The 20018-nt window shown below is 49.2% G+C and carries 20 protein-coding genes; 13 read left to right on the forward strand and 7 right to left on the reverse strand.

What is annotated here, in order from left to right:
- Positions 1-13: 13 nt before the first annotated feature.
- A complete protein-coding gene (locus AC0J5I_RS09410; RefSeq protein ID WP_475299569.1) occupies positions 14-649 on the reverse strand; it encodes a CBS domain-containing protein in 636 nt (211 codons plus the stop codon).
- A 341-nt stretch (positions 650-990) separates the two neighbouring features.
- Between AC0J5I_RS09410 and AC0J5I_RS09415 the strand changes: the two genes are divergently transcribed.
- From AC0J5I_RS09415 to AC0J5I_RS09440, 6 genes are all read left to right on the forward strand, one after another.
- Complete coding sequence (locus tag AC0J5I_RS09415) at positions 991-4269, forward strand: SNF2-related protein (protein ID WP_475299570.1); 3279 nt, start codon at positions 991-993, stop codon at positions 4267-4269.
- An 80-nt stretch (positions 4270-4349) separates the two neighbouring features.
- Positions 4350-5135: a threonine/serine exporter family protein gene (locus tag AC0J5I_RS09420; RefSeq protein ID WP_475299571.1), complete on the forward strand. Its 786-nt coding sequence runs from the start codon at positions 4350-4352 to the stop codon at positions 5133-5135.
- Positions 5132-5596, forward strand: a complete 465-nt coding sequence (locus AC0J5I_RS09425) for a threonine/serine exporter family protein (RefSeq protein WP_475299572.1) — start codon at positions 5132-5134, stop codon at positions 5594-5596. Before AC0J5I_RS09420 ends, AC0J5I_RS09425 begins: the two co-directional genes overlap by 4 nt.
- Positions 5597-5684: 88 nt before the next feature.
- Positions 5685-6326 (forward strand): YrrS family protein, encoded by a 642-nt coding sequence (locus AC0J5I_RS09430; RefSeq protein ID WP_475299573.1) that lies wholly within the window; start codon positions 5685-5687, stop codon positions 6324-6326.
- A 127-nt stretch (positions 6327-6453) separates the two neighbouring features.
- Positions 6454-7227, forward strand: coding sequence for an IclR family transcriptional regulator (locus AC0J5I_RS09435; protein ID WP_475299574.1), 774 nt, complete (start codon positions 6454-6456; stop codon positions 7225-7227).
- Between the two features lie 325 nt (positions 7228-7552).
- The gene (locus AC0J5I_RS09440; protein WP_475299575.1) at positions 7553-8557 is read left to right on the forward strand and encodes a PfkB family carbohydrate kinase; all 1005 of its coding nucleotides are present in this window, start codon (positions 7553-7555) and stop codon (positions 8555-8557) included.
- An 88-nt stretch (positions 8558-8645) separates the two neighbouring features.
- On the opposite strand, the gene AC0J5I_RS09445 is transcribed toward AC0J5I_RS09440, so the two are convergent.
- The 6 genes from AC0J5I_RS09445 to aroE form a co-directional block, all read right to left on the reverse strand.
- A complete protein-coding gene (locus AC0J5I_RS09445) occupies positions 8646-8870 on the reverse strand; it encodes a hypothetical protein (protein WP_475299576.1) in 225 nt (74 codons plus the stop codon).
- A 19-nt stretch (positions 8871-8889) separates the two neighbouring features.
- On the reverse strand, positions 8890-9333 hold the full coding sequence (locus AC0J5I_RS09450) for a GNAT family N-acetyltransferase (RefSeq protein WP_475299577.1): 444 nt from the start codon (positions 9331-9333) through the stop codon (positions 8890-8892).
- A gap of 9 nt (positions 9334-9342) precedes the next feature.
- Positions 9343-10053, reverse strand: coding sequence for a DUF2238 domain-containing protein (locus AC0J5I_RS09455; RefSeq protein ID WP_475299578.1), 711 nt, complete (start codon positions 10051-10053; stop codon positions 9343-9345).
- Between the two features lie 158 nt (positions 10054-10211).
- Positions 10212-11072 (reverse strand): prephenate dehydrogenase, encoded by an 861-nt coding sequence (locus AC0J5I_RS09460; protein WP_475299579.1) that lies wholly within the window; start codon positions 11070-11072, stop codon positions 10212-10214.
- Positions 11056-11586 (reverse strand): shikimate kinase, encoded by a 531-nt coding sequence (locus AC0J5I_RS09465; protein ID WP_475299580.1) that lies wholly within the window; start codon positions 11584-11586, stop codon positions 11056-11058. The genes AC0J5I_RS09460 and AC0J5I_RS09465 overlap by 17 nt, the downstream gene beginning before the upstream one ends.
- 18 nt (positions 11587-11604) lie before the next feature.
- Positions 11605-12414, reverse strand: a complete 810-nt coding sequence (gene aroE, locus AC0J5I_RS09470; protein ID WP_475299581.1) for a shikimate dehydrogenase — start codon at positions 12412-12414, stop codon at positions 11605-11607.
- Between the two features lie 455 nt (positions 12415-12869).
- Between aroE and aroF the strand changes: the two genes are divergently transcribed.
- The 7 genes from aroF to AC0J5I_RS09505 all read left to right on the forward strand — a co-directional run bounded on the left by aroF (position 12870) and on the right by AC0J5I_RS09505 (position 19959).
- Positions 12870-13895 carry a 3-deoxy-7-phosphoheptulonate synthase gene (gene aroF, locus AC0J5I_RS09475; RefSeq protein WP_475299582.1) on the forward strand — a complete coding sequence of 342 codons (1026 nt, stop codon included), beginning with the start codon at positions 12870-12872 and terminating at the stop codon, positions 13893-13895.
- Positions 13896-13956: 61 nt separating this feature from the next.
- The gene (gene aroB, locus AC0J5I_RS09480) at positions 13957-15030 is read left to right on the forward strand and encodes a 3-dehydroquinate synthase (RefSeq protein ID WP_475299583.1); all 1074 of its coding nucleotides are present in this window, start codon (positions 13957-13959) and stop codon (positions 15028-15030) included.
- 73 nt (positions 15031-15103) lie between these two features.
- Positions 15104-16399 carry a 3-phosphoshikimate 1-carboxyvinyltransferase gene (aroA, locus tag AC0J5I_RS09485; RefSeq protein ID WP_475299584.1) on the forward strand — a complete coding sequence of 432 codons (1296 nt, stop codon included), beginning with the start codon at positions 15104-15106 and terminating at the stop codon, positions 16397-16399.
- Positions 16396-17493, forward strand: coding sequence for a chorismate synthase (aroC, locus tag AC0J5I_RS09490; RefSeq protein ID WP_475299585.1), 1098 nt, complete (start codon positions 16396-16398; stop codon positions 17491-17493). Before aroA ends, aroC begins: the two co-directional genes overlap by 4 nt.
- 19 nt (positions 17494-17512) lie before the next feature.
- A complete protein-coding gene (gene pheA, locus AC0J5I_RS09495; RefSeq protein ID WP_475299586.1) occupies positions 17513-18658 on the forward strand; it encodes a prephenate dehydratase in 1146 nt (381 codons plus the stop codon).
- A gap of 121 nt (positions 18659-18779) precedes the next feature.
- On the forward strand, positions 18780-19304 hold the full coding sequence (locus AC0J5I_RS09500; RefSeq protein ID WP_475299587.1) for a 3H domain-containing protein: 525 nt from the start codon (positions 18780-18782) through the stop codon (positions 19302-19304).
- 97 nt (positions 19305-19401) lie between these two features.
- Positions 19402-19959 carry a hypothetical protein gene (locus tag AC0J5I_RS09505; protein WP_475299588.1) on the forward strand — a complete coding sequence of 186 codons (558 nt, stop codon included), beginning with the start codon at positions 19402-19404 and terminating at the stop codon, positions 19957-19959.
- Positions 19960-20018 lie beyond the last annotated feature (59 nt).

Consider the following 20018-nt stretch of genomic DNA (forward strand, 5'->3'; position numbering starts at 1 on the left):
GCACACTTTCCTCCTAAAGGTCTTTGTTGAATATATCAAGCAACAATCTGCTGGCGGTCGATTTCGAAAATTTTCCGATGACTTCTTTTTTTCCAGTCTCTTCATACACGGAACGGGAAAGGACTGGTAAACTGTCGACGCGATGGGTAACGAGCAATTTCGTGGCATCGACAACGAACGTATCGCTGAAGACGGTATACAGATTCGGCATCTTCGTCATGACCATTCCGACCGGGATGGCATTCAGATCGGAATCGCCCAACGCGCTCTTAAGCAAGTCCTTGCGGGAAACAATCCCCAGTATTTCCCGGTTGTCTGTGACATAAAGGGAACCGCAATCCTCTAGGAAAAGCTGGATGATGGCGTCCTGGATGCTCGTTTCTTTGGTGAGGTTGACCGAGATGGCCATCACCTTTTCGACTTTTTGTTTGGCGATCTGTTCGACCAGCACGGAGTTGGTATGCTCCTCGTTGATTAGATAACCGACTTTCGGTTTGGCCTGAAGGATGCCGCTCATCGTCAGCAGCGAAAAGTCAGGGCGCAGCGTCGCCCGCGCAAATCCCAGTAGGGAGGCAATCTTTTCACCGGAAATCGGCTGTTGTTTCTTGACGATTTCGATGATTTGCTTTTGCCTATCGGTAAGTTCCATTTTTCCACCTCAATTCTTAATGTGATGTGCTAATGAGTATATAGTATGTCACATTTAAGACGTTGTCAACATAAAGTGACATCTTTTTTAGGGAATGTTTCGGGGGAGGACGATATTCTTGAATGCGAAAGGAGCATTCGATAATTTGGCCTTGGCGGTGAATAAAATACTCGAATGCCAGTGGCCTATTCGATAAATTGGCCCTGGTCCCCGAACCTACCTGCCAGTGGCTTTTGGACATTCTATCGCATCTGACAATTCGGGCGCTTTTTTTGTAACCAGATCAACACGGGTCTATGGTAAACTTATAAAGACTAAGCGAGTAAGGGTGGGGGCCGAGAATGTTTTCAGTGGGATACAACACGCAAGATATTAAGGATATTACATACAGCAAAACGACGTTCGAGAAAGGGCTGCAATTGTTTGAGAGCAGGGCAATCCGGAAATTCACATCGGAAGAGGGTGGGCGTTCCTTCTATGCAGACATCAAAGGGACGAAAATCTATGAGGTAGAGGTTTATCTTGATGAATATGGGGAAATCGAGGATTATTACTGTCCGTGTCCAGCCTTCGAAGGTTATCCTGGACCCTGTAAACATGTGGTTGCCTTCCTGCTGGAGTTACTTAATTCTTCCTCGGACTACAGAGATGAACGGAAATCCTCGAGCACAAAAGAATCGACAGGAAACGTGGCCAGCAGTGCTTCGACGAAGCTATATGATAGCGAACAGACGAGACGCTTGCTGAACGTGCTTCAATTCGAATTGCTTCAAGAAAACGATGTATTCGATAGGGTACCCATCCAGGTGGAATTTACACTGATCATGTCTAACCTTCGTTATGGGCAACGTTTCAGTCTGCAGATGCGGGTAGGGTGCGGGCAACTTTATATTGTGAAAGATTGCGAACACGTCGTCAACAGCATTTTGACGGGACAACAGGTTCCCTTTGGCAAGAAATTCACTTTTTCAGCTGACAAACATGAGTTGTCCGCTGAGGACCGTGCCGTTTTTCTTCTTTTGAAGCAAGTCAACGATTCTGCTGCAGCTTCAGGCCGTGATCGTCGGTCGAACGAGGACCGCAAAGAGATCACTTTGCCCGGGAGTATGCTGAAAGAACTATTGGAGAAGTTGTCGATGACACCTCTAGCCAGCTTCAAAACCAATCCTTATCAGACCTATGGGAAACGCATATTGCCGGAAAATTTGGTGATGGGTTCTGAAAAACTGCCGATCCATTTTGACTTGAGTGAATTAACGGATGGTGGCCTGCTTTTCGAAGAGACGACAGAGGCTGCACCCGAGAACATTTTTTTCCACGAGGCGGATATCTTTCTTATAGGCGGACGTTTTTATTATTTGACCACAAGCATAAAGGACCGCTTGAACAGCATATATGCAGCCATTTCGCAGTCCGGACATGAGGGATTGCATATCCCACCGGAAGCCGCTGGTGACTTCTTGGCGATCGCTGTTCCAGCGATGCAGAAATTTGCGAACATCTCGCTAACGGAATCCGTGCAGGCGAGCTACCAACGTTATCCTTTGCAGGCTGAACTCTATCTGGACTGGAAAATGGAAAGACTGATTTTGGAATTGTTTTTCCGCTATGGTGAAACCAAAATTGATGTCACAAAAGAAATAAAAACTGAAAAATTACTGTCGCCTGAAACAATTGTCAGGGACAGGATCGCTGAGGAAGTCTTATTGCAAAAATTCATCGAGTCAGGAAATGATGGGTTTCAATTTGAGGATTCCCTCTATTTGGAGGTCTTGGATGATATCATGTCGTTCCTGTACGAAGGTCTTGAGAAACTCGCTCCGCATTGCGAAATATTCACGACGGCGGCTGTCGAGAGCCTGCTTTACCAACCGGTCAGGCTGCCGAAAGTCGCCATCGAAGTCAACAATCAGTCTCGGTTGTTGGATGTGACCTTCAGCACCGACGAAATTAGTATGGATGACCTGAAACAGATGGTCAGGCAAATTGCGGCGAATAAGTCGTATCACCGCCTGTCCAACGGCAAGATCGTCAACTTGCACCAAAAGGAAATTAAGGAACTTACCGATGCGGTCGTGCAGTTGGATGTGCCTTTGAAGGATCTGAAAAAAGAGATGTCCTTGCCGCTCTATAAGGCTTTCGGGGTCGATTCCAATGCGGGGGTCGTTCACCAGGATGAGGATTTCATGACGCTCATCAATCGGATGGAGAAACCCGAAAAGATTGATTTCGACTTGCCTCAGGATTTGAATGCTACCTTACGTCCTTATCAGGAAACAGGCTTCAAATGGCTGAAAGGGCTTGATCATTACGGCTTCGGTGGGATTCTAGCGGACGACATGGGACTCGGAAAGACACTGCAGGTCATCAGCTTCATCGCAGGTTCTCTGGGTGAAGGAGACGGCAAACCTTATTTGGTCATCTGTCCTTCCAGCGTGCTCTATAATTGGCAAAAGGAGTTCCAGCAGTTTGCGCCCGGCATCCGGACGCAACTCATCACCGGTATGAAGAGCGAAAGAAGCGACTGCGTAACGACCGCGATCGCCGAACATATTCCGGTTTGGATCACGTCCTATCCGCTGCTGCAACGCGATGAGGATCTTTATGACGGGCTGGCATTCCGGACCGTCATCCTGGATGAAGCCCAAAGCGTCAAGAACGCCACTGCGAAAACGACGAAAGCCGCTTCCGCGCTCCAAGCCAACAACAAAATCGCGTTGAGCGGGACGCCGGTCGAAAATGCGTTGTCCGAATTGTACACCATTTTCAGCATCGCGCAGCCCGGACTTTTCGGAACGAGAGCGGATTTCAAAAAAATGGAACCGGCGCAGATAGCAAAAAAAGTCAAACCATTCATCTTGCGCAGGCTGAAGGCGGATGTACTGAAGGATCTGCCGCCGAAGATCGAATCGATTTCCTACATCGAAATGACCGAAAAACAAAAGACCGCCTATTTATCGCAGCTGCAGTTGATGCGCCAAGAAACAAAAGAAATGTTGGACGCGGATACGCTGAACGAAAACCGGATCAAAATCTTGGCAGGTATTACGCGCCTGCGCCAGATCTGTTGCGATCCGGCCTTGGTCATGCCCGATTACAAAGGCGGTTCCGGCAAATTGGACAGGCTGATGGAGTATTTGGCGGAAGCCAAGGAGAACGGTAGACGCGTCGTCTTGTTCTCCCAGTTCACGCAAATGCTGGCCATCATCCGCGAGAAACTGGATGCGGCCGGCGAGGCCTATTTCTATCTCGATGGGCAGACGCCGAATCAGGATCGACTCACCCTGACGACCCGCTTCAATGAAGGGGAGAAGAATCTCTTCCTGATTTCCCTGAAGGCCGGCGGGACGGGCTTGAACTTGACGGGCGGGGATACCGTTATTCTCTATGACTCTTGGTGGAACCCGGCCGTCGAAAGTCAGGCAACTGACCGCGTGCACCGTTTCGGACAGAAGAAGGTCGTCCAGGTCGTCCGCATGATTGCGACCGGCACGATCGAGGAACGGATCAACGAATTGCAGGAACAGAAACGCGAAATGATCGATTCAGTAATCCAGGCAGGCGGCCAATCGGTCACCTCCTTGACGAAGGAAGAATTGATGCAGCTGCTGGAAATGTAGGGCTTGCTGTAATGATTGGGCGCGGCTGCTCGCAAGCTGCGCACAAGTCAATAATATTTTGAGAAGGAAGGGGGATTTGGATGACAGTTACACCTAATCCGGAAATGGATTTTGAATTATACATGGATACAGCGGTCCTGGCTGGGCAAATCATGCTGGAAAGCAACGCGGAAACTTACCGTGTCGAGGATACGGTGACGCGCATCCTGAAGAAGACCGGGCTGCAGATGACCGAAGCGTTGGCTTTGACCACCGGACTCGTCGCCACGCTCGACAGTCCGAATATGCACGCGATTACAGTCGTCAAACGGATCACGGAACGCACGACGAACTTGAACCGAGTGTCCCGCGTCAATGCCGTTTCGCGGAATTTCGTCGAAGACAGATTGACGATTCAAGAGGCTTACGATGCGCTGCAGAACATCGACGAAATCCAATACAGCAGGCGTCAGAAAAGCTTTGCGCTGATCGGCTTTATCCAATTGTTCATCTTTTTGATGGGCGGGACTTTCTATGACTTTTTGGCGATGATTCCGGTCAGCGCCGCAGTTTCTTTTGTTTTGCACATCGCGGTCAAATGGAAGATCCGCCCGTTCATCCAGAACATGGTCTCCAGTTTTGTGATCGCCGTGTTGACGGCCATTTTGTCCGAACTATTAACCTTTCCGATACAGCCGGATACAATCATCATCAGTGCCATCATGCCCTTGTTGCCGGGTACTGTACTGACGAACGGCATCCGTGACACTTTCCGGGGGGATTACATGTCGGGAGCGGCCAAAATATTGGAGGCCTTTGTGATCGCTGTATTCATCGCAATCGGCATCGGTGCCGGTTTGATCGTCGGCGGGGAGGTGATCCGATGACCCTGTTCAATATCGTTTTGGAAATGATCGTCGCTTTCGTGGCCGTCTATTTTATCGCCATCACCTTGGAAGCTCCGAAACGGACTTTGTGCTATGGAGCATCGGGCGGGGCTTTGGGATGGGGCGTCTACCTTGTAGGACTGTCGTTTTTGGACATCGTCGGGGCCACTTTTCTGGCTAGCCTGTTCATCGCTTGGATTGCGCACCTGTTCGCGCGTCATCTGAAGACGCCGGTGACGATCTATTTCATCCCTGCCTTCATCGCTTTGGTTCCCGGAGCCGGAGTTTATCAATCGGTCTATTCCTTCATCAACAAAGAGTATGCAGTCGCGCAGCAGCATTTGGTCCTGACGCTGCAGATATCGGGTGCTATCGCGCTTGCGATCTTCATTGTGGACAGCCTTTTCGGGCTCATGGCCAGAATTAAGGCTTCAAAGCAAAAGAAAAGCCAGGCTAAATAGCCGCCTGTGACACAGAGATGTAAACTGAATTTAACGCAGCCGTATCGCAAATATGCTAAACTTGTATCATTCAGAAGGGGGCTACTACATGTCCGAGAACAATCAAAAACCGACCAGACAAGATTTACACCGAAATCATAAACGCAATAACCTGCTCGTTATATTGGGCATCATCGCCGCCGCATTTTTGGGGCTCGTGCTCCTTTATAATATTTTTTACGGGAATGACGAAGAACCATCCGTCGCGGCAGGTAATCAAACAAACTCACAAAGCATGATCATCACCGAATCGGATGATGCCAGCGAAACGTCCGATTCAGCCGAAGAATCCTCGAGTGAAGATGAAGAGGAAGACAGCGCTGATAAGGAGTCAGAAAAGGACACTGATGCGGATACGGAGGAAGTTCCATCCACCGATGACAATGTCAGCACGGCTTACACCGGCGACTGGGAACCGATTGGCACAACCCAAGCCGGGGAACATGTCACGGATTACAGCGACGGCTCCGCCGACCGCAATGAAATCAAGCAAGCAATTGCTGCAGTGACTGGCATCAGCGCCGACAACATGATCGAATGGTGGATCGGCAACGCCGGCGATCAGCAAGTGACCGCCACAGTCTCTAATACACAGAAAGAGACGATCGCACGCGTCCAGCTAAACTGGATCGACGGCGAAGGTTGGCAAGTCACGCTTGTGGAAGAACTGAACGAGATACCGAACAACTGATCAACACAGCAAGGCGCTCTTTGATAGGGCGCTTTTTTTGCGTTGCTTATTTGGAAATGTTTCTGTACGGAATACTCGTTTTGGGGTAAACTATTTCTGAATAGGAAACAGTTGAGGGGTGTCAAAAATGGAAGAAGAGAAAAAACCTTATGGAACGGTCCTGCTGAAAGCCGCAAAAATCATCGATCATTTATCCAACAGCAAGGAAGCCCAGAGTCTGGCCGCCGTCGCAGCCAGCACCGGTCTGTCCAGCCCGACAGCACTGAAGATCCTGGACACGCTGCTTTTGATCGGATATGTCGAAAAAGACGAGCAGACCAAGCGTTTTACCTTGGGCAGCGCGCTGATCCGCTACGCGAACAACCGGCTGGCGAATCTGGACATCATCAAAATCACCGATCCGTACTTGCGCAATCTGCAGGCTGGCTTGGACGAAACGGTCCATTTGGGTATTCTGGATAAGGATGAGGTCCTCTACGTCAACAAGTTGGAGACCCAGAAAGCGATAGCCAACATCAATTCCCGGATTGGCAATACCAACCATCTCTACAGTTCCGCGATGGGCAAGGCGATGCTGGCTGCCTTCAGCGACGAAGAGTTGGCAGCGTATCTGGATCGGGTCGAACTGGTTGCGGACACACCGAACACCATAACGAATCGGGATGATCTGAAGGAAGAAGTGAAAAAAGTCAAAGAAACCGGTTTTGCCACCGATGACGAAGAAAACGACCTGGATGTCATCTGCATCGGGGCAGCGCTTGTCGTCGACAACAAAATCTATGGCGCATTCAGCGTCAGCACGCCGAAGTACCGTTTCGAGCGCGAGAAGACCATCGAAAAGGTGCTGGAAACGAAAAAGAATCTGTTGGCTGAATTGAGCAGGACGAACACGTTTGGCTGACAGTTAACCAAGGACGGGCGGAATCGATAGTGATTCTGCCCGTTTTCTGTTTTGTCAGATGAAATGTGCGGAATTTCAAAATGTCAGGTGACAATTTCTTGGATAAACGTCACTAAAACAGAAATTCGCCCACATAGGTGTTGAAATAACCAAAAAGAAACCGTATAATGAAACCAAAGCATTTCCTAAAAGAAAACGATATTTCCTATTTGGAAATAACTTAAGTTTTATATCATGCATTTCAGGTCGGTTGCGTCATACCAGAAAGAATAATGTAACCGCGTTCAGTAAAAATCTATTAATATAATCGGGAGCGTGCGAGAAGATGAGTAAAATTTTGACGTTGGGCGAAATCATGTTGCGCCTGTCTACAGATCCAGGAACATTGATGACCTATTCCACAAATTTCACCGGGCATTACGGTGGCGGGGAAGCGAACGTCGGCATCAGTCTGGCGAATTTTGGCCATGAAGTGGCTTTCGCAAGCAAAGTGCCAGCCAATCCGTTGGGGGTTGCGGTCCGCAAACATCTGAAGAGTTACGGGATTTGCACGGCCTTGCTGAGGAAGGGCGGCGAACGCCTGGGCACTTACTATTTGGAAAGCGGCGTTGGGGAACGTGCGGCTTCCGTTGTCTATGACCGTGCCCATTCAAGCTTTTCAAGCATGGAAATGCTGGAATGGGATTTCGACGAATTGTTCGAGGATGTGAACCTGTTCCATATTTCCGGTGTCACTGCCGCGCTCACCAAAGATTGGGCCGCATGGTCGGTCGAGTTGGTGCGGGAAGCGAAAAGACGCGGAATAAAAGTCAGCTTCGACATCAACTACCGCGCCAAACTTTGGACGCAGGCCGAATGCGGGGCTTTCCTCCAGCAAGTATTGCCGTTGACCGACTATCTTTCTGCGGGCAAATTGGATGCCTTGTATCTGATGGGGATCCCGGAAAACACAAGCGAGCAGGAAGACGTGACCTTTTATTACGAAAAGATGGCGGGAAAATATCCGAACATCGAAGTCTTCTATTCCACAATCCGTCAGGTGCATTCCGCCAGCCATAATGTGCTGCAAGGGACGATGTGGCGCAAAGGCGAGACGACCTTCTCGAACGTGCATACGATCACACCGATTGTTGACCGGGTCGGCGGCGGGGATGCCTATGCAGCGGGGATTTTGCACGGTATCCTGTCCGGGTACACAGCTGAGCATACCGTCGATTTCGCGATCGCCGCATCCAGCATGAAGCACACAATCCATGGCGACTGCAACCAATTTTCCGCAGAAGAAGTGGAAGACTTCATGAATTCCGAGTCAGGCGCAATCAAACGATAAGAAAATGCATATCAAAAAGGCAAGCGTTCGGTCAATAAACCGAATGCTTGCCTTTTTTGTCGGCTGGGCCGTGGTGTAACTTTAATAATCAGATGAATTCGCTGTCGTATTGCTTCTCCAACTGTTTCATTTCAGTTTGACTTGCTTGGTCGAGCGTCATGAAAGCCAACAACAAGTTGAAGTCGTCGCGGGCTTCCGAATCGGTGGCATCCCAGATGAGCGTGTGCGCAGCCTCGTCCTCATCGAGGTCCTCCGATAAATCGACCATGTTGTTGCGCCATTTGATGTATGCTTCGTATTGTCCAGGTTTCATATTGTTTCCTCACTTTTCTTTATTTCATAATGTAGATCATTTCGATTTCGCGCTTTTCAAGATCGGTGCCGCGCTTCATGAAGCCGGCATTTTCGAGCGTTTCCCGTCCCCATTGGTTGCCGATCTGGATCGATGCCTGCAGCAGTGTGCAGGCAAATTGCGTATCAATCCATTTCGCAATTTCCCTTACGCTTTCGGAACCGAAACCTTTGGATTGGAAGGGCTGGCCGATCATGAACTGTGCGAGCGTCATTATCGCTGTCTTCGACTCTTTTTTGACGAACGCCAAGCCCACCAGTTCTTCTCCTGCATAGAGGGCGATTGGGAATAATTCTTGCGGTTGGACATAAGCCAATGCAAACATTTCCGCATTTGGGCGGATGTATTTGCGCTGCCAATCATCGACGCTCAGCGCAAGCGCGGCTTCCATATTATCTTGTGAAAGGTTACGTATAGTAATCATTTTTTACCCCTAGTCCATTTCGTTATTTTTGGTTTCCGTATCGAAGGTGATGAGATAAGCCTCAAGCCAATTACCGCTGCTCTTCAAGGCGAAGTAGCCCAAGGTAGCGACAATCGCAGCGGCGGTGCAGTTCACGATTAGGTCACCCATCGTATCCAATAAGGCTGACTGCCCAATCAGTGGGACACCCCCGATTGTAGCTGTCCTTTGCGTATTCTGGCCCATGACGCTGTCGGCGAAAAATTCATAAAATTCCCAAAGCACACCGATTGTAGTTGCCAAGCAGAAAGAAAAAAGCGAAGATAAAACCGGTGTGAGGTTCAATCTTTGGACGCCTCCCTCCTGCAGATTGGCGATGACGGAGAATCCGAGCACCCCAAATAAAGCAGAACTCAAGGCATGTTGGAGGGTATCCCATTCGGCAACCGTGTCATAGAACCCGCCAAGACTGCCCAACAAGAGAGCCAAATAGAGAAACACAGCATAGATAAAGGTGATTCTTTGAGGCAAGAGGATACGCGTATGTTTCCGCAGGAGCGAAGGGAAGAGCAAAGCAACAAGGCCGAAGCCGACTTGAACAAGCCGCAGGAAATGCTCTGCTTGCTTCTCAGTGCCTCTCGTTTGGATGAACCGCACAAATTCATACCCGGTGATCAGGATGAAGCTCGCAAAGATGAACAGGATAACAGCGTAACTGAATTTTTTCAGCGTTTCACGCATGGTTCTTCAGCCTTCTTTCATTTATTCAGCGCATATATCATCTACTCTCATTTTAGTCGACTTCGGCGGGATTCGCAACTTGTCAAGCCTCCCAAAGCCGCAAAAAAAGAATGCCGCGATGGCATCCTTTTTTTGTCATTCATAAATAAAACATGCGCTTATCTGTCAAATTTTTCCCGACGCTTGGTCGATTTGATGAAAAGTTGTTTAAGGGCTACGCTGTCGTCGTTCTTGAGGGCCGCCTTGATCAGGTCGAGCTGATCCTCGAACGTCTGGATGCTCTTCAGCAAATACTCTTTGTTCTCCAGGAATAGTTCGCTCCACAGCTCTTCGTTGATTTTGGCAATCCTGGTCAACTCGCGATAACTGTCGCCTGTGAATTTCTCCGTTTCCCGGTCTTCGACATCGCTGTTGACCAAAGCGACGGCGATCGCATGCGGCAACTGGCTGGTGAAAGCGATCATTTCGTCATGGTAATCGGCAGAAATACGCGTGATCCGTCCGAATCCCATTTCCATGATTAAAGCTTCCATGAAAGCAAGATTCTCCGCTTTGTTCGACGGGAGCGGCGTCAGTATATAATTCGCATTTTTGTAGACGGAACTGCTGGCGAAATCGATGCCTTTTTTCTCGCGTCCGGCCATCGGATGACCGAAGACAAAGTCGATCGAGGCAGGCAAAACCGATAGGATGTCCTCGATGAAGAATTTTTTGACGCCAGTCGCATCCGTCAGAATAGATCCCGGTTTGAAATGATCCTTATGGGTGACGATGAAATCGTGCACCAGACGGGGATAGAGCGAAAAAATCACCAAATCAGAATGCGGCAGGATCTCTTTCCCATCCTGATAGCCCTCCTTGATGATGTGCTGCGCTTTGGCTTTGTCCAGCGTCGCCTGATCGATGTCGATCCCGTAAAGATTGCGGTACCCGGCATCGTAAAGGGCCATCGCGAAGGACCCGCCGATTACGCCCAGGCCGACGATTGTGATATTCAGCTCCTTATTCAGGCGTGTCATGGGCGTTGCCTTCCTTTCTTGATCCAGAGTGGAGCGCGATGATTTCCGCAGCGAGCTCTTCCAACGGTTTATCGTTCTTGACGACGAAATCTGCAGCGTCTTGGTAAAGGCTCTCGCGTTCGGCCTTCAGCGCATAGATCCGTTCGAATCCGTCTTTCAGCAGGGGACGATGGGAAACTTCGATGTCATGCGTGATGTCTTCGACGGCGCGGTCGATGTAGTAGACTGTGCCATTCTTTTTTAAGGCCACGATATTTTCGTTGCGCTTGACGACACCACCGCCCGTGCTCACGACTGTATCCTCGAAATCGGCAATTTCTTTATAGGCAGCAGACTCGATGCTGCGGAAATAGTCCTCCCCGATTTGGAAGAGGGCGGTGATGCTTTTGCCGGTCTTCTCCTCAATGAAGGCATCCGTATCGATGAAACGGTAACCGATTATATTGCTCAATAATTTACCTAAAGTCGTCTTGCCTGCGCCAGGCAGCCCAATCAGGATGATATTTTTTCCCAAATCCTTCACCTATTCCCGTTATGATGTTATTTTTTCATAGATTTCTTGGTTCAATGTCAGTTCGAAAGGCCGTTCCAGCCAGATTTCCTGGGATTTGATGCCTTGATGCACCAACATTTCCAATCCGTTGCAGGTTTTCAGACCGGCTGTTTTTGCCAAACGGAGGAATTCTGTTTCCTGCGGGTTGTAGATCAGATCCACGGCTGCGTTGAATTGACGGATCACTTCAACTGGCACAGCGCTGAGGCCGATGTTGTCGGGGAACATGCCGAGCGGCGTCGTGTTGATGATCAGATCGCCTGAAATGTCGGCTATCTCATCATAACTCATCAATGAGATCCGAGGATCCACCGGAATATCAGTCAGGGAGCCTTTTTTCCGTGAAACGATGATAATCTTATTGATGCCGTTATCAAGCAAATACAAAACGACTGCCTTTGCGGAACCGCCGAAACCCAAAACCATGGCTATGTTGTTTTCGATTGTGATATCGTGCGAAGCCAACATGGTTCCGAATCCGTAATAATCGGTGTTAGCGCCGTACAGTTTACCGTCTTTTACCTTGATTGTGTTGACTGCACCGATGCGCGTCGCTTCCGGTGTGATTTCGTCCAAGTAAGGCATCACCGTCTGTTTGTAGGGGATTGTCACGTTGACGCCTACAAACTGAAGCACGCGGATCCCTTCAATCGCTTCTTCCAACTCTTCAGGGGGCAATTCAATATGTTTATAACCGGCATTCATACCGATCAGATCGAAAAAAGTCGAATGGATTCTTTCTGAATAACTGTGGCTCAGATGTTCGCCGAATAATCCGAAAAATTGCATCAAGTTTCACTCCTTTTAGGAAAGTGTAGATTATTGCCATGTAAATTTCAATACCCAGTTTAAATTAAAAAAAAATTAAAAAAACTATTGCAATGATTAGAACGTTTGTTATAATGATGGAAATCAGACGTTTTCATTATGAGTTCAGCTGATTAAATGATACACAAGAGAAGAGGTCATCCGATGGGTTCCACGCATACTATCAATCTTTTACAAACAAACTTTTACTTTACATACTTTACATTCTGGGGCTTCTATTTTAGCGCTGGATATTTTGTTTGGAAAAAATTGCATAGAGCGAATATGAGAAACATCAGAGGATGCGAGAAATAGATTGCAGGACGGATCGTCAGGCAACAGCATTTTTGGATAACGAAGCTTAACGCGGTGCTCATATAACATGGGCACCGCTTTTTATTTTTTTAAAAGCAAACACACACTAGGAGGAACAAGACATGATCATCATTTTGAAGAAAACGGCCAAAAAAGAGGAAATCGACGAACTGACTAAACGCTTAACGGATAAAGGGGTCATCGTGAGCCCAGTAATCGGCGAAACAATGACTATTTTGGGCTTGGTAGGGGACACTTCAAAAGTATCGATGGACACTATTCAGCAACATCATATCGTTGAACGCGTATTGAAAGTTCAGGAGCCTTACAAAAAGGCGAACCGCAAATTCCATCCCGATGATACGGTTGTCGAAATCGACGGCCAGCGCATTGGTAACGGCTACTTCGGCGTGATTGCAGGTCCTTGTTCCGTTGAAGGCGAAGAACAGATCATCAGCATCGCGCAACGCGCAAAAGCGGCAGGCGCAAACTTCCTCCGTGGTGGAGCTTTCAAACCGCGTACATCCCCATACAGTTTCCAAGGTTTGGAATTGGAAGGTTTGCGTTTGTTGAAATTGGCAAAGGAAGCGACTGGCTTGCCGATCGTAACCGAATTGATGTCCACGAAATTCGTTGACGAATTCGAGGCGGATGTAGATATGATCCAAATCGGTGCCCGTAATATGCAGAATTTTGATCTGTTGAAGGAAGTCGGCAAAACCAAGACGCCGGTTCTTTTGAAGCGTGGCTTGTCTGCAACTTACGAAGAATGGTTGATGTCGGCTGAATACATCATGTCCGAAGGGAACGAAAACGTCATACTTTGCGAACGCGGCATCCGTACATTTGAAACGGAAACACGCAACACCTTGGATATCCAGGCTGTTCCGGTAATCCATAAATTATCCCACTTGCCGATCGTCATCGATCCAAGTCACGCCGGCGGTTCTGCATACCTGGTGCCATCCATGTCCAAATCAGCAGTCATGTCCGGCGCGAACGGTCTGATGATCGAGATCCATCATGATCCCGAGAACGCATGGAGCGATGGCCAACAGTGCCTGAACCCGAATGAGTTCGATGAATTGATGGCTGTCGTAAAACAGTTGATTGCCATTGAAGGAAAGCATTTGGATGCGGTAAAATAAAGGAAGAACTTTCCTTGATAAAAAACGAAATCTGAATGAGATCTGAAAAAGGAGTGAAACAATGGCTGAATTACATGTAGGACTCGGCAAAAACAGTTATACGATCCTGATCGAAAATGGCTTGCGCCACCGTCTTCCGGAAGAAATCAAAAAAATCTACAGCGGCAAGAAGATTGCCATCATTACGGACCATAACGTCAATGCTCATTATGGGTCCCAGTTGGATGAAGGGCTGCAGGCTGCGGGGTACGAGACGCTTGTGGTGGCCTTGCCTGCCGGCGAGCAGACGAAAGATTTTCAGATGCTGCCGCAGATTTATGACCAATTGTTGGATTTCCAACTGACCCGCAGTGAATTGATCATCGCCTTGGGTGGCGGCGTCATCGGGGACCTCGCAGGCTTTGCGGCTGCCAGCTTCCTGCGCGGCGTCCCATTCATCCAGATTCCGACTTCCTTGTTGGCCCAAGTGGACAGCAGCATCGGAGGCAAGGTCGGGGTCGATCTGGCAAGAGGGAAGAATCTGGTAGGGGCTTTCTATCAACCGAAGAAAGTATTCATCGATCCGGAAATGCTGAACACGTTGTCGGACCACTTTTTCCGCGACGGTCTCGGGGAAGTCATCAAATACGGTTGCATCAAGGACGCCGCTTTCTTCAGCTTCCTGCAGACGCTGCATAGCCGCGAAGAGATGATGGCGCACATCGAAAAGATCCTCTACACCTGTTGCGACATCAAGCGCAGAGTCGTGGAGGAGGACGAAAAGGACACCGGAGAGCGGATGCTGCTGAACTTTGGACACACAATCGCCCACGCTTTGGAGACCTACACCAATTATGCGAAATATTCGCATGGTGAAGCAGTGGCAATCGGGATGGTCGCGATCACACGCCTTTCCGAGAGTAAAGGCTTCACGCAACCCGGCACGGCCGCCGCAATCGAAGCACTGGCGAAACAAGTTGGCTTGCCTACGGAACTGCATATGGAAGAAGTTGATTTGGATAGCTTGTTGGCGATCATGACGTTGGATAAAAAGAACTTGGACGATCATCTGAAAGTCATCCTGTTGAAGGAAATCGGCATCAGCTATGTTCAGGATGGAACCATCGCCTTCTTTGATGAACTGGAGAACATGTAGAGCTATACTATAGAAGAAACAAAAGAAATAAAATCGAAGAAACAAAATAGATGAAACAAACAGGAGGATTACAATGGATTTGACGATACAGCCACATAAGCTATCGGGAACAGTGACTGTCCCGCCTTCAAAAAGTTTGGCGCACCGTGCGGTCATCTGTGCAGCGCTTTCCAACGGCACCTGCAAAATCGATAATATCGCGCTTTCGGATGACATCATCGCAACTACGGAGGCCATGAAGGCATTCGGAGCAATCATCGAACAGCATGGCAGCACTTTGACGATCACCGGCGCGGGCCAATACGTTACAGAAGCAAATGCCGCTGAGAGCGCAACGACCACTGAGCACCTGATCGACTGCAATGAATCGGGGTCGACCTTGCGTTTTGTCGTTCCGATTTCGACGCTTTTCCCAGGCGCGAGCCGTTTCATCGGCAGAGGGAATCTGGGCAAACGTCCATTGACCATCTTCTACGATATTTTCGAGGAACAAGGCATCTCGTACCAACCGACTGAAGACGAACTTGATTTGGTCGTGGACGGGAACCTGAAACCGGGGCAGTTCTCATTTCCTGGGAACGTCAGCTCACAATTCATCACAGGCCTCTTGTTCACTTTGCCGTTGTTGGGCGGAGACTCACTCATCACAATCACGACGCCGCTTGAATCGATTGGCTATATCGATTTGACGTTGGATGTCATGAGCGCTTTCGGTGTCACCATCGAAAATGAAGGCCATCAACTCTTCCGAATCAAGGGCGGACAATCCTACCAAGCGACGGATTACCGCGTCGAAGGGGATTATTCCCAAGCGGCCTTCTTTCTTTGTGCAGACGCATTGGGGAATGACCTGTTGGTAGATGATCTGTCGATGGATTCCCTCCAAGGTGACCGCGCTGTCGTCTCAATTCTGGAAGCGATGGGCGTCTCCTTCGAGCAAGAGGGCAACGGCTTGATCGGCACGGCAAAAGCCGGACTGCACGGCACACTGATCGACGCGGCGCAATGCCCGGACATCATTCCGGTGGTCGCGTTGACGGCTTGCCTGAGCGAAGGCAAAACCGAAATCATCAACGCCGGCAGATTGCGCATCAAAGAATGCGATCGTCTGCAAGCTACGGCAAGCGAATTGAAGAAACTGGGCGCTGACATCGAAGAATTGCCGGAAGGTCTGTTGATCCATGGCGTCAAATCATTGAAGGGCGGAGAGACGGTATGGAGCTACAAGGACCACCGCATCGCCATGATGTTGGCGATCGCTGCGACGGTCTGCGAACAGCCGATCACGGTAACGGATGCCGAGTGCGTTTCAAAATCATATCCCAATTTTTGGGAAGACTATAAAGCAATAGGGGGCAAGATACTATGAGCGGTGTATTTGGGAATAAATTAAAGGTATCCATCTTCGGAGAATCACATGGTTCCGCAATCGGCGTCACCATCGACGGTCTGCCACCAGGCCATGAAATAGATATGGATAAGGTTCTGTTGGAAATGAAACGGAGAGCGCCGGGCCAAGGGGCTTTGACGACGCCAAGGAAAGAAAAAGATCAGCCTGAAATCTTGAGCGGCTACTTCAACGACATGACGACAGGCAGCCCGCTTGCGGCGATCATCCGCAACAGCGACACACGTTCGAAAGACTACGGTCAGATGAAGAAATTGATGCGTCCCGGCCAGGCCGATTACCCAGGCTATGTCCGTTACGACGGCTTCAACGATTACCGCGGCAGCGGCCATTTCTCCGGCCGAATCACGGCACCATTAGTGTTTGCGGGTGCAATCGCGAAGCAATTGCTTGAAAAACAAGGCATCACAATCGGCGGACACGTGAAGAGCGTAGCCACGATTCAGGATGACAGCTTCCTGAACACGGAAATCACTGCCGAAATGCTGAAAGGCTTTGCAGGAAAAGAACTGCCATTGTTGAACGAGTCGCTTGAAGAGGAAATGCGCAATCTGATCCGCGAAGCGAAAGCCAGCGGCGATTCCGTTGGTGGAACCGCAGAAATCTGCGTATTGGGTATCCCGGCAGGAGTCGGTAACCCGTTCTTTGATTCGGTTGAGTCCGTTCTGGCGCATATTCTTTTCTCCGTGCCTGCCATCAAAGGTTTGGAGTTCGGAAGTGGCTTCGGCATCGCCGAAATGCTCGGCTCGGAAGCGAATGATTCTTATTACTATGACGGCGACCAGATCAAGACCCGCACGAACCATAACGGCGGTATTTTGGGAGGCATCACGGACGGCATGCCGATCATCTATAAAGTGGCTATCAAGCCGCCAGCTTCCATCACCAAACTGCAGCAAACCATCAATATCGAGGACAAGATCGATGCGGAATTGTCGGTTGAAGGCAGACACGATCCGATCATCGTGCCGCGCGCTATTCCTGTACTGGAAGCCGTGACGGCGATCGCGATCCTGGACCTGCTGTTGGATTCCAAATTCTATAAATACGACTAGGACGGAGTGGAAGGCGAGTATGACGGATTTAGAAGACTATCGCAAAGAGTTGGATGCCCTTGATCAAGAGTTAGTGGCTCTGTTCGAAAAACGGATGCACATTTCCCAAGCCATCGGAAATTATAAGCTAGCGAACGACTTGCCCATTTTTGATGAAGGCCGTGAACAGCGTGTCGTGGAAAAGAATCTTACCCATCTGAAGAGTGAGGAGTTTGCGGTGCAGACCCATCATTTTTTGGATACGATCATGGATCTTTCGAAGGAAGTCCAAAAAGATGTCCGGGCAGCTTCGAACGATTATGAGCAGATTTTTGCGATCCACGACCCAAAACTGCCCGCGCAGATCGGTTATTTCGGGGAAACGGGTTCGTTCTGCGAAGAAGCGATGTTGGCCTATTTTAAGGAAGCGCCCCGCGATCCAAAAAACTACCATACCTTCGAATCGCTGTTCATTGGTATCCAGAATGGGGAAATCGATTACGGCGTGCTGCCAGTGGAAAATTCCTCCACTGGTGCGATTTCACAAGTGCTTGATCTGTTGTACAAATACGGCCTTTCCATCGTGGGCGAGCAATACATCAAAATCGAGCAGCATCTGATCGGCCTGGAAGGGACCTGTCTGGATCAGATCGAGGAAGTCTATTCGCATCCGCAAGGTTTCCAGCAATCCACCGATTATTTCAAGGACCACGAGCAGTGGCGTCAGATTCCGTTCCACAGCACATCCGACAGCGCGAAAATGGTGAAGGACTCCGGTGATGCGCATAAAGGGGCCATCGCCAGCAGAAGGGCCGCACAGATCCATGGACTCTCCATCTTGGCGGAGAGCATCCAGAATCAGAGCGAAAACACGACCCGTTTTATCATCGTCGGCAAGGATCTTGAGTCGAATCCGCGCTGCAACAAAGTCAGTGTGGTGTTCTCTTTGGATAATCAAGCCGGAACCTTGTTCAAGCTGCTGCGTCATTTCGCTAGGTACCATATCAACCTGATCAAAATCGAATCCCGTCCCGTCGAAGGGGAGAAATGGGAATACCTGCTGTACCTGGATTTCGAAGGCAACATCGTCGACAAAAATGTCCATGAAGCCTTGCGCTTCATCCACCGGAGCAGCGTCTATTTCCGACTGTTGGGCTGCTATAAGGCCGCAACCGAAAATAAATGAGAAAAGCCAGCAATGACCGTTTCGTGCGGTGCGTTGCTGGCTTTTGTTTTTACGATTCTTGCAGTCCGGAGCAAAAATGAGTACTATTAGGGAGAGAAAGCGTTACGGAAGGGTGAAATTTGTGAAAGCAGCAGAGAGACGAAATGAAATCATCAAATTATTGGAGGCTACGGACCAACCGGTGAACGCCACCCAACTGGCTGAACTGTTATCGGTCAGCCGTCAGGTCATCGTGGGCGATATCGCGTTGATCCGGGCCAAAGGGATTGAAATTCTGGCAACGCCGCGGGGCTATCTGTCCGCAAATGCATTCAAGAGCGACGAGAGCCTGTTCACAGGTAAAATTGCCTGTCAACATACGCAAGCCGAGACTGTGACGGAACTGAACATCATCGTGGACAATGGCGGCGAGGTTGTGGATGTCCAAGTCGAGCATCCCGTCTATGGCACGTTGACCGGTGAACTACATATCCGTTCACGCCATGATGTAATCGACTTTATGTCGAAAATCGCATCAAACGAAGCGGCGATGCTGTCTTCGCTGACAGGCGGCGTGCATCTGCATACACTTGCTTGCAAGGATGAAGAAACATTCCTGCGCATCAAAAAGGAACTGCAGGAAGTAGGCATTCTGTATTCCGGATGAAAACGCATGAAAATATGCTTGACAACTCCTGAAAAGATTATATAATATATTTACAACTGTCAAGACAGTTGTAAATATATTTGGAGGGATTGGCGAAATGAATACACGTACACAAACGAAACATATAACGATAGCTGCTCTACTTATTGCGATAGGGATTCTGATACCGATGATCTCCCCTTTGAAAATAATTCTGGAACCGGCATCCTTTACATTGGCAAGCCACGTGGCGACGATGATCGCCATGTTCCTTTCACCCGGCATCGCTGTTGCGGTTGCCTTTGGTACAGCAGTCGGCTTTATGCTTGGCGGCTTTCCGTTGGTCGTAGTCCTGCGTGCGGCGACACACATGATCTTTTCGTTTTTCGGCGCGAAATACATCCAAAAGCACCCGGATATGGCGCATGATTTCAAAAAATCATTACTTTTCAGCCTGGTCCTTGGCGTATTGCACGCGGGCTGCGAAGTCATCGTCGTGAGCCTGTTCTACTTTGCAGGAAACCTTACGGAAGCCTATTACGATAAAGGCTTGATTTCCTCCGTCATGCTGCTTGTCGGCATTGGAACAGTCATCCATAGCATGGTCGACTATTGGTTGGCCCAAATCGTCTGGAAATCGGTCGGCAAAAAAGCTTTTCCTGTACGCTCTGTATAGAACGGGACAGTAATCAAAATGAAAAGGACGCATCCCAAAATTGCGGGGTGCGTCCTTTT

The sequence above is a fragment of the Trichococcus sp. TS_SC_9 genome (genome assembly GCF_056156325.1).